Origin of the sequence: Microcoleus sp. BROC3 (assembly GCF_036702515.1) — a bacterium.
Classification (GTDB): domain Bacteria; phylum Cyanobacteriota; class Cyanobacteriia; order Cyanobacteriales; family Microcoleaceae; genus Microcoleus.
In genome coordinates, this window is sequence record NZ_JAUBTQ010000101.1 from 1 (window position 1) to 10,999 (window position 10,999).

A 10,999-nucleotide genomic window follows, 5' to 3' on the forward strand; every position below is an offset into this window, starting at 1 on the left:
AGAGTTGGATTCCTTGACCGGGTAAATTCATATATCTCTTTTTTTGTCAACTTCTAATACTGTACCGACGCTCTAGCCAAGATTGCTGATGTAATAGACGCCCATAAAACCGCCCCACAAGCTGCCTTAATTAGCAAGCTGAATCCAATTATTAGGGGATGGTCAAACTATTACTCCACAGTCGTTAGTAAAGATACCTTTCAAAAGGTTGACCACTTAACCTACGATCAATTAAGAGCCTGGGCAAAAACGAGGGGAAAAGGGGGCATCAACAAGGCTAAATACTGGAGAAGAGTAGGCAACCGAAATTGGTGTTTTAGTACCGAAGAAGGAAGAGAATTACTCACCCATCAAAATACGCCAATTGTAAGGCATATTAAAGTCAAGGGCGGGGCTAGTCCGTATAACGGAGACTGGATTTATTGGGGTAAGCGAAGAGGCGAATACTCTGGAACTCCTAACCGAGTTTCAACATTAATCAAAAAACAAAAGGGTATTTGTTCTCACTGTGGATTGTACTTTACGAGTACAGACATTGTAGAAGTTGACCATATTAAACCAACATCGTTAGGTGGTAAAGATACCTACGATAACCTACAACTTTTACACAAACACTGCCACAACACAAAGACGGCATCAGATGGTTCTCTAAATAAGAATCATGACGATAAACCGTTTTGAATCGTATCCATGAAAAGGATGGAATTATCAAGGAGCCGGATGAGGCGAAAGTCTCACGTCCGGTTCGTGCGGTTCGTTTCTAGGAAACTAGCCTGTATGGGTTAGGGGATTAGAGCCTTTACGCCGCCTTGGGTGCAAGCCCTAAAAGATAGTAAAGGTAACTTCAGTTGAGTGTGAGTGCGTCAAACTCAAATTTGACAAGTCTTACCCGCTAGGAATGGCGTGATGCCAAAACTGCCCACATGGATAGAGAACAAACTCTAAAAATGAAGCTGGGGACAGAACGAGAATAACAAACCTGAGATGGGAGCAACTCGTATAGGTAAGTAGTCAAGGTTAAACATTAGTTGAACTCTCGGAAAAAGCGTCTGAGCGTGAACGACCGAAATCAAGGTCGAACAACGACACAACATAACACTTCAAGTGTGAAAATACCCGCATTATTTTGAACTGGATAAATGCAATTCTGGGAAATCGTGGGCGAAATGAGAGAACCTAAAACTACAAAATAACTCAACAGAGGAACGAATAAAACTGCTCTTTCAACCTTCAATTTTAGAAGATTAACTTTTCAAATTGTGGACTCCTTAAATAAGGGTTAGCGGGTAGAGTTGGTAAGATGTACTCAAAAATTCAAGAAATAAGGACTCTTGGAAAACTGGGTACGGTTTACATAGAAAATGTTCATTCAGGCGTAGAGAATGTTATGGCAACGGAGTTAAATCCAGTTGATAAATGGAAATCAATTCCTTGGCGCAAGCTGCGGAAAATTGTGTTTCGCCTACAAGTGAGAATATTCAAGGCTCAGAAGAACGGTAACGTGTTCCTAGTGCGTAAGCTTCAGAAACTTTTATTAAGCTCCAGAGCAGCGAAATTGCTTGCTGTTCGGCAAGTGACCCAGTTAAATACTGGACGGAAAACCGCAGGGGTGGACGGAAAGAAAGCCCTCGAACCCTCACCAAGACTGGCACTATTTGAAGTGTTAGTTAAGAACTGGAAGCAATGGAAACATCACCCCCTAAAGCGAGTGTACATCCCCAAAGTAGACGGAACTAAAAGAGGACTAGGAATCCCGACCATTAGCGACAGAGCATATCAATGTCTCATCAAATATGCCTTGGAACCAGTAGCAGAAGCTACGTTCAACGCTCATTCTTATGGGTTTAGACCTAGCAGAAGCTGCCATGATATTCAGAGACAATTATTCAATAATCTAAACTCTAGCAGTAATGGGTTAGAAAAAAGAATTTTGGAATTGGATATTGAAAAATGTTTCGACAAGATTGACCACAAATTCTTAATGCAATCAGTCCAACTACCAAAGGCAGCAAAGCAAGGGGTATTTCGGGCAATAAAAGCTGGAGTCAGAGGAGAATTTCCTTCATCAGAATCCGGTACGCCCCAAGGTGGAGTTTTCAGCCCATTACTAGCAAATATAGTCCTTCACGGATTAGAGAACGTTGGTCATGAGGTCAGATTAAAAATCAGAAATGGTGGCAGATATATAGACACTATTACTGGATTTCGTTATGCGGATGACGTGGTGTTTATTCTGAAACCAGAAGACGACCCTGAACCCCTCCGAGGACACATTGATAAATTCTTGGAAACAAGAGGATTAAAAGTTAAAGAAGCCAAAACCAAAGTCGTACATAGTACAGATGGTTTCGACTTCCTTGGGTGGAACTTCTCAGTTAAACCCAATGGTAAATTCATTTCAACACCAAGTCAAAAAGCTACAATTAGCATTAAGGCAAAAGTTAAAGAAGTGATAAAAGATAGTCGTTTCACTCTCGAACATCGCATCAACAAGTGTGGTTCGGTAGTAAGAGGGTGGAGAAATTACCATAGATTCTGCGATATGAGTCAACACAACCTGTGGTCACTGCGCTATTGGTTATGGAAATTCATTCGGAAACAAGGAAGATACAATCGTTATCAAACCAATAAGGTTATAAAAAGAGCAATTCCTGCAGTTAGTTGGTCAGCCTGCAAGTTTGTCATTGTCAAGGGAGATAAATCACCCTATGATGGCGATTTTGTTTACTGGTCAAAACGAGAGAATGCTCACTACGATGGGATAACGGCACGACTTCTCAAGAAACAGAATCACAAATGTACAGAATGTAATCTATCGTTCATTTCAGGTGATATTGCAGAATTACACCATATCGACGGCAACCATGACAATTGGAAACCTATAAATTTGGAAGTTCTACATCGTGAATGTCACCAGCATCAGACCGTTCATGGTCAGGTGAGAGTCCGAACAGCGGGTTAAACCCGACTTATTAGGTGTCAGACTAGGAGCCGGATGCAGTGAAAGCTGCACGTCCGCGTTCTGAAGGAGAGGTGTCCCGTGGTAACACAGGCATCGACTCTAATTGAAGGAGAGGTTAGGGGGGTAACTCCCTAATCGACTCTAACCAACAGGAAATCGAACTGCTGTTTTACAAAGGTTTGCAGACCTCACGCGATCGCACCTTGTTCGGCGTTTGCCTCTACACCGCCTGCCGCATTGCCGAAGCTTGTTCCCTGGAAGTGATCGATATTTACACTGCCTCTTGTACAGTCCGACCTACAATCAACTTCCGCTTTCGTCAACACCAAAGGCCAACTCCAAACCCGAACGATTCCGGTCATTGAAGATTTGCGGAGTCTCCTGACATCTTGGAAACCCCACGCGGGTCAGACTTATTTATTCCCAGGCCGCCACCCGAACCACCACTGGAAGCATCTGCACACCAACTCAGCGGATCAGATTTTGAGAGAAGCGTTCGAGCGGGTTGGCATCGAGGGAGCCTCCACCCACAGTTTTAGGAGGACGGCTCTCACCCAGATGAGCAACGCCGGAATTGGGCTGCGGATTATTCAAGAAATCAGCGGTCACAGTAACCTCGAACAGTTGCAGCATTACTTAGAGGTGAAGCCAGATCAAGTCAAAGGAGCGATCGCAAGTCTTTCCATGCTGTCCTACAGGGGGAAAGCTACATTTCCCCCTGTAGAGGATGAATTGTCGGCCGTGCCGTTAGCGAGAGAGCAACTGTCACAACCCCCATCCGACGACGCGGCCCAAGAAATTCCCGACTGGTGACGGGCAATTTTAGATTTTAGATTTTAGATTTTAGATTTTGGATTGACACTCGCGCATCAAGAGCATCGAGTGCCGATCGCTTTCTTTCCCAAGGCAGAAGCCCTAACCCCTGGATTTGTTAAAATCGTCGGTCATGTGGAGCGGGTGCATCTCCAAAACCGGGTGCGATTCGTTTAACCTAAAATAAGCTGGAAAGGTTATGGGACGGTTAGCCCAGTTGATAAAAACTGGTGATAACTGATTACATTTATGGGTGAACCGCTGTGCGGTAAGTCCCATCCCTCAAGTGCAGAGGTGAAAGCATACCCCCTAGTTTGTTGGGTAGCAACCAATAGACTAAAGCGGGGTTAAAAGGCAGAACTACTGGTAGCCAAAACTGGTAACTGTTGAGCGAGAGTCCAAGCGTAGCGAAAGCAAAGATGTGTCTGAACCATCGTAATGTATGAATGGTGTAACGGCTCGCGTCAATGGTGAACCCGTCGAAAAAATACGGTAAGAATCCCTGACCAACACCAAGCCAAAAGGCAAGGATAGGGCATAAGTGGATCCGGATCTAACTTATAGGCACCGCCCGTAATCCCGGTGGAGAGCATCACAGCTAAAGACTCAATCAATATGTAATCGGAACGAAGTAACTCTCTTAAATCTCTGAAGAGGTCGATGTTCAGTAAGTAGCTAACGAATGGTTTAAGGGAGAGGGATTGTATCAAAAGCGAATGCCTCACTGTAATGGTGTGGATATGCTGACAGATACAGGGTATTTCCAAAGGAATAGAACAAGTAGCAAAGCATATATCTAAAACGCTGAACAATCAGACGGTGGAGTGGAAAGACATCAACTGGCGAAAGCTAGAACGGGTGACTTTTAAGTTGCAAAAGCGAATATTCCAAGCGAGTGAACGTGGTGATGTTAAAGCAGTTCGCAAACTTCAGAAGACCCTGATTAGGTCTTGGTCTGCAAAATGTATTGCTGTGCGTAGGGTGACACAAGATAACAAAGGTAAAAATACGGCTGGTGTGGATGGCGTGAAATCGCTGACCCCAAAGCAACGTACTAACCTGGTTGGTAAGTTAAAGTTGGAAGGCAAGGCAAAACCCACTCGTAGGGTTAATATTCCCAAACCCGGAACAACCGAAACTAGACCATTAGGAATACCCACAATCAACGATCGTGCATTGCAAGCGCTATGTAAGATGGCGCTAGAACCAGAGTGGGAGGCAAAGTTTGAACCTAACTCTTATGGTTTTAGACCAGGACGTTCCTGTCACGATGCGATTGGAGCAATATTTAACAGCATTAAACAAAAAGCCAAATATGTGCTTGATGCTGATATTGCTAAATGCTTCGACCGTATAGACCATAAAGCATTACTCACAAAAATAGCCACATTTCCTGCTATGAGACAGCAAGTAAGAACTTGGCTCAAGGCAGGATACTGTGACCAAAGAAATCTCTTTCCTACTAATGAAGGTACACCACAAGGTGGGGTAATTTCTCCATTACTTGCGAATATTGCCCTACATGGTATGGAAGCAAGAGTTAAGCAATACGCGGAAACACTAAAAGGGAAAAAACGGGATAACCGCGTTGCTCTTAGTCTAATCCGGTATGCAGATGATTTTGTGATAATCCATGAGGATTTGAACGTAGTCTTAAAGTGTAAAGAGATAATTGCTGATTGGTTAAGTGATATGGGATTGGAATTGAAACCAAGTAAAACAAGATTAACCCACACCCTTAACGAAATAGATGGAAATGTTGGGTTTGAGTTCTTAGGGTTCCACATACAACAGCACAAAACAGGAAACTACAGATGTGCCGTTAATCCACACGGAACCCCACTAGGTTTTACTACACTAATTACACCCTCAAAAGCCAAAGTCAAAAGTCATTTATCAAAAATTGCTGAAGTAATAGACACCCATAAGACTGCCCCCCAAGCTACTTTAATTAGTAGGCTAAATCCAATAATTAGGGGATGATCAAACTATTACTCAACAGTTGTTAGCAAGAAAACATTTAACAATGTTGATAAACTAACATACGATAAATTAAGAGCTTGGGCAAGAAGAAGGGGAAACGGGACCATCAATAAGGACAAATACTGGAGAACAGTAGGCGACCGTAATTGGTGTTTCAGCACCGAGAATGGATTGGAATTAAAACAACATTCAGATACGCTAATCGTAAGGCATATCCAAATAAAGGCTGTTGCCAGTCCATTTGATGGAAACTGGACTTATTGGAGCAAGCGAAGAGGTGAATACCCAGAAACTCCTAACAGGGTTGCATCATTAATCAAGCGTCAAAAGGGTATTTGTCCTCACTGTGGTTTGTACTTTACCAGTACAGACATTGTAGAAGTTGACCATATTAAACCAATCTCGTTAGGTGGAAAGGATACCTACGACAACCTACAACTTCTGCATAAACACTGCCACGACACAAAGACTGCAACAGATGGGTCAATACACTCTAAACAAAGTGTCAAAACCCGATAGCGTGTCTTGAATCGTATCCATAACAAGGATGGAATTATCAAGGAGCGGAATGATGCGAAAGTATCACGTTCCGTTCTGAAGGAGAGGTAGGAGTGGTAACGCTCCTATCGACTCTAACCTCAAAGGAGAATTGACAGGCGATGTGGCTAAAATTTGGTGTTGCTCTCTTGGTGGTGAACTGACGGGCATTGATGGAGTGGCGGGGAGAAAAACTAAAAACACCGCTACAAAGAACTTAATTACCGCATTGGGAAACTGACAGATATTTCACGTTTCCTCGCTGCCTTGCTTATTCTGAATGCTTTGTACGGGTCTGATTCCATTGAGGTTGGTAATCAAACAACCATTTGAACTGCAAGTCGGCCAACCTTGCCGGAGTAAGCTTGTAAATGCCGTTCCGCAACAAACATCCGATAGCCGTATCCGCCTGCCCCAATTTGCCTATTTGTCTGGAACTATTGAATACGCGAGTAACTCGCTGAGCGCGGCTGGCTTCAAACTGCCGCAATAGGGAAGGAACAGTATCGCCACCAGCTTTGCTAGTAAATAGCAGTGAAGCTAGTTCAAAGGAGTCTTCCACCGCCATACAGCCCCCTTGACCGAGATTCGGTTGAACTGGGTGCGCGGCATCCCCGATTAAGGTAACTCGCCCTTGCCCCCATTGGGTTCCCAGCGGTGGCCGATCTACAATATCATCTCGGTAAATCTTCTCCCCGTCGAGAGTTTCGATGATAGCTGGTACTGGGTCAGCATAGCCTTTAAACAGGGAGCGCAAGGCATTCAAGGAACCGCCCAGCGCATCGTCATTACCGCCCGCTGGGGTGTTGTTGAAAGCATAGAAAGCAAACCGACCGCCACCGACATCGAAGTAGCCAAAGCGAGTGCCCTGACCCCAGAATTCGGCCCAACTGTATTGTGAATCGAGCGGTAAGCCAGAGCGATCGAAGTAGCCTCTCCAGCAGCAAGTCCCGCTGTACTCCGGCTCCTCTAACCGCTCCCTACCGTTGAGACTAGCCCGTACCTAGGAGTAAAGACCATCAGCACCTACTAAGATGTCACCCTCGGCAGTGCGACCGTCAGAGAACAATACCCGAATGCCGTTGCCCGCGTCCTCAAATTCCTCAAAGGCAGCGCCAGTTCGCACCGTTCCCTCTGGCAAGGCTTCCAATAAAATCTGCTGAAGTTCAGGTCGCAAGAGGCACACACCCAAGTCATCTTCGCCTATGAATTGAGGAGCGTTAATGTAGAGGGGTTTCCCTTTTTGGTCAAAAAACCCACCTTTAAGGATCGGGCCTCCCGAACGGTAAAAGCGCTGGTAAATCTGCCCTGATTGCAAGAGCTTGTAGACGCGCAAAGCATTGCGTTGGATGAATATGCCTCCGGGCCCTGAGAGCATAGCATCCAAACCGCGCTTCTCGTATAGTTCAACTGCAATGCCGACATCAAGACAGGCACGGGCTAGGGTCAGACCGCCAATTCCACCGCCGATGATAATTACCTTTGATATTGAAGTCATATTATTGAGTGAGCTGTACAACATGAAAAAATTTAGGAAATTGACTGGTGAGGGAGATGAACCTTTCAAAAAAACTGCCGTTCAGAAGGGAAATTGGTGAGGAATTACTTGCTGACTCGCTGTGTTCAAATAGCCGAATTTTGAATTTTTATCGACTGCTGCTAGCTTCACTGAAACTCCTGGCAATCTCAAACGGAGGCTCTACAATAAATTGTCCCGTCCTCTCAGAACGCTCTGCCGAACGCTCATCTAGCAATAAGTAACAACATCCAACTAAAGGCGGGGAATTAGAGCAATTGAAGGTGCTGTGGAAAGAGTACGGGGCTCAAAAGCGATCGATTCCCAAAGACTTGGTAAACGAGCGGTGGGAACTCAAAGGATTGCTGGAGTCGTCGGGCGATCGCTCTTATGAGTTTACCGACTTGGGTAAAATCCCCGTCGGCGCTCTTCCCCTGGCGCTGTTCAACTCAGTTCAAGAACCCCTGCTGTTGTCAGAGTTAATGAAGTTAGAAGGCTCTGTAGAGATTGCTTTATCTGCGGGGTTATTCTGTTTGGAAGAGCGACGGGCTGATTTGCTGATTTATCGAGCGCAGCTTCGTCGGATTCTGGTGAACTCGCTCTATTTCCTTGAGGTGAAAGCTGACGGGAACACGTTCTATAAAATTGGAATTACCGCTCGACCGATCGAGGAACGCATCGCCGAAGTGCAGAGGGATGTGAGAGCGCATTACTCGGATGTGGTTGTCAATTTGCTAGGGTTGTGGGAACACCGGGGGAATGTGGAACTGTACTTCAAACACCGCTACAAAGCGTTTAATTATCGCATTGGTAAACTGACGGAGTATTTTGTGTTTCCCAACGTCAAGGTTGTGCTATGCGATTTGTACGATATGGAACCCAAAGACCCCAGCGATGTTGAGTTGGAGGTGATCGACTTGTGCAATACTTATCTGGGCTACACATTGCGAAGGTCGATCGCTATTACCCCAAGTTCAGAATCGAATCTGTAGTGGATGCGATGAATGTGGCACTGCGAACAGTTGCGGGTGCTGCATTTAAAACATTGGCTAAAATGTCGCCATTAGCTAACAAGATTAACGTGTTTGCACCCTCCGCATTGAAATTGAGGTCATTAAGAATGATACTGCCTGCGAGCGCTATTCTATCCCCTTGATTTAAATCGGTAATTCGATCGGCCTTCTTTGCATCCCGCACGCCTGCATCAACATCCGTTTTGATAATAAAAGTATCTATTTCGCCGCCGCCAGTAAGAATGTCAAAACCTGCATCGGCTAATAAAAAATCATTGCCTTCGCCGCCGTTGAGAGTATCATTTTCTCTACCTCCCCGCAAAAAATCACTGCCACTTCCGCCGGAAAGACTATCATTATCTTGACCGCCGCTGAGAAGATCGCTGCCATCATCTCCGAAAATTAAATCGCTGCCTTTGCCACCCCGCAGCAAGTCGCTACCAGCGCCGCCGCGCAGCAAGTCGCTACCACCATTTCCATTAATTACATCATCATCTGATGAACCACTCACGGTATCGTTACCGTCTAAGGCTCGCACGCCGCCAGGAAATTGAGTCCCACTGTTTGGAGGTATTTGAAATAAATCATTGCCAAGAGTTAAGTCAAGAAAACGCCCGCTAGCGGATGCAGTCAATAAGTTATTAAAAACGCTCAACTGCTCAAAGTCTGTGATAATTCCAGAACCCTCGCGCACAAAATCCAGCGACTCCCGTGGCGGTACCAAAATCAATTGGTTCAAGAACGGGCCGTCCTCAGTACGCAAAGCTTTCAAAACGCTCTCCAAAGTCACCACCTCAATCTTAAATGTGGCACTCAGGTTGGGCTGCTGCTGCTTGAAGCGCTCCACCAGTTCCTGCAGTTCTTCCTTGTTAAAAAACAGGGGAATCACCTCTTGCTGACCCCGCTGAATCGTCAAATAACCATTTTCCGGGCCGCCTCTGGCCAAAAACAGAGGTACACCGTTGAACTCGTTAACCTGTTGACCAGTCTGCTGAAGTACAGTTTTAGCCGACTGCACCTGCTGCTGCGCCGGAACGTAAGAAAATTGCACCTCCTCCGGCTTGCCTTTATTTGCTTGAGAAATCTGGTAAATTTCCCCCAGCGACACCGGCATCACCCGCACCGAAGCCGCCAACTGAGGGTTTGTAGTTTTCAGTCGATCGACAAAAGCTTGAGCATCCTGCTGGCTGATAAAAATTCCTGCCACTGAATCATTGCCGCTTTGACCCTCACCTTTTTTGGGAACAGAAGCGATCAGGGGCGCACCAGTCGCGTCTGTAATCGTAAACACGGGCACCGGGCGCAGCTTTTCGTCAATTTGTGTATTAGACAGTGCTAATGCTTTTAGATTTCCCGCTTCGGAGGAAGCTAGCAAGTTAACCTTAACTAAATTAGACATGGTGGTATTAATCCGTGTTAAATCCGTATTAAATTCGTTTTAATGCCAGCAGTACGGAGCCATAGAGTTTTGTTCCGCTGGCATCAGTTATCAAGCTGGGGGAACTTTATTTAATGCGATCGCTAAAACTATAACATTCTGTGCGGCGGTGGGCCTCACAGAGGCTTTGGAACATTGGGCGAGCGTGAATAATAATACCGAATTCAGTTGGAGGCGATCTTAGGAATTAGTAAGATTTATGACTTTTATGAAATTAAGGTTATGACTTTTATGAAATTAAGGTTATGACTTTTATGAATTCAAACAATGAATTTATGAATTGACTTATCATCTCGCCTGTGGAATGATGTTAATTAATTTCATATCAAGCATTGTCTCTCTAAAAGATAGATAAAAAAATGTTGGTGTGGAGTGATTATCTAAATGCGTAAAGTTAGCCTGATAGGAAATAAAAAACGTAAATATTCCTTCTACTAAAGTAGCGCGATGTATTTCCTAAAACAACGATTGACACGCTGGTTATACAATAATTTTGCCATCAATAGAGAAGGGGTATCTAGCTGGATTATTAAAGCCAAATCTAACCTGGGATGCTTGCTTGTTTAGCTGCTATTTGTGGCTATTTTATGGTTCTCAATTTTTCTAATTTTCAAAATTTATCCAATTGTGTTTTCAACCCTAATTGCTCGGTTGGGCATTCAGGGTAAGCGCATCTCAAAGGCTATTGACAAGCGGGTTGAGAGGCATCATCATGGGGAAATAAACAAGCAGCGAGA

8 protein-coding genes and 1 pseudogene are annotated in these 10,999 nt (G+C 44.8%); 5 read left to right on the top strand and 4 right to left on the bottom strand.

Annotated elements, in window-relative coordinates; genetic code table 11:
* The first annotated feature begins 81 nt into the window (after positions 1-81).
* Positions 82-681, top strand: coding sequence for a group II intron maturase-specific domain-containing protein (locus QUB30_RS31915; RefSeq protein ID WP_333342096.1), 600 nt, complete (start codon positions 82-84; stop codon positions 679-681).
* A 619-nt stretch (positions 682-1,300) separates the two neighbouring features.
* Entirely contained in the window at positions 1,301-2,962 is a 1,662-nt protein-coding gene (gene ltrA / locus QUB30_RS31920; protein ID WP_333342086.1) for a group II intron reverse transcriptase/maturase, read from the top strand.
* Positions 2,963-3,150: 188 nt separating this feature from the next.
* Here the strand turns inward: ltrA (QUB30_RS31920) and QUB30_RS31925 are convergent, their stop codons facing one another.
* Positions 3,151-3,324, bottom strand: coding sequence for a hypothetical protein (locus QUB30_RS31925; protein ID WP_333342088.1), 174 nt, complete (start codon positions 3,322-3,324; stop codon positions 3,151-3,153).
* Between QUB30_RS31925 and QUB30_RS31930 the strand changes: the two genes are divergently transcribed.
* Complete coding sequence (locus QUB30_RS31930; RefSeq protein WP_333342098.1) at positions 3,239-3,775, top strand: tyrosine-type recombinase/integrase; 537 nt, start codon at positions 3,239-3,241, stop codon at positions 3,773-3,775. The genes QUB30_RS31925 and QUB30_RS31930 overlap by 86 nt on opposite strands.
* Positions 3,776-4,567: 792 nt before the next feature.
* Positions 4,568-6,277, top strand: a pseudogene (gene ltrA, locus QUB30_RS31935) (group II intron reverse transcriptase/maturase).
* Between the two features lie 289 nt (positions 6,278-6,566).
* On the opposite strand, the gene QUB30_RS31940 reads toward ltrA (QUB30_RS31935), so the two are convergent.
* Both QUB30_RS31940 and QUB30_RS31945 read right to left on the bottom strand, forming a co-directional pair.
* Positions 6,567-7,061: an FAD-dependent monooxygenase gene (locus QUB30_RS31940; protein ID WP_333342090.1), complete on the bottom strand. Its 495-nt coding sequence runs from the start codon at positions 7,059-7,061 to the stop codon at positions 6,567-6,569.
* A gap of 237 nt (positions 7,062-7,298) precedes the next feature.
* Positions 7,299-7,793 carry a hypothetical protein gene (locus tag QUB30_RS31945; protein WP_333342092.1) on the bottom strand — a complete coding sequence of 165 codons (495 nt, stop codon included), beginning with the start codon at positions 7,791-7,793 and terminating at the stop codon, positions 7,299-7,301.
* A gap of 302 nt (positions 7,794-8,095) precedes the next feature.
* Between QUB30_RS31945 and QUB30_RS31950 the strand changes: the two genes are divergently transcribed.
* Positions 8,096-8,803 (top strand): GIY-YIG nuclease family protein, encoded by a 708-nt coding sequence (locus QUB30_RS31950; protein WP_333342100.1) that lies wholly within the window; start codon positions 8,096-8,098, stop codon positions 8,801-8,803.
* On the opposite strand, the gene QUB30_RS31955 is transcribed toward QUB30_RS31950, so the two are convergent.
* Positions 8,775-10,223: a Tic22 family protein gene (locus tag QUB30_RS31955; protein WP_333342094.1), complete on the bottom strand. Its 1,449-nt coding sequence runs from the start codon at positions 10,221-10,223 to the stop codon at positions 8,775-8,777. The genes QUB30_RS31950 and QUB30_RS31955 overlap by 29 nt on opposite strands.
* Between the last annotated feature and the right edge of the window lie 776 nt (positions 10,224-10,999).

Coding starts and splice junctions, on each gene's coding strand:
- ltrA (WP_333342086.1), top strand. CDS start 1,301: ATGTACTCAAAAATTCAAGAAATAAGGACTCTTGGAAAACTGGGTACG.
- QUB30_RS31945 (WP_333342092.1), bottom strand. CDS start 7,793: ATGACTTCAATATCAAAGGTAATTATCATCGGCGGTGGAATTGGCGGT.
- QUB30_RS31955 (WP_333342094.1), bottom strand. CDS start 10,223: ATGTCTAATTTAGTTAAGGTTAACTTGCTAGCTTCCTCCGAAGCGGGA.
- QUB30_RS31925 (WP_333342088.1), bottom strand. CDS start 3,324: ATGACCGGAATCGTTCGGGTTTGGAGTTGGCCTTTGGTGTTGACGAAA.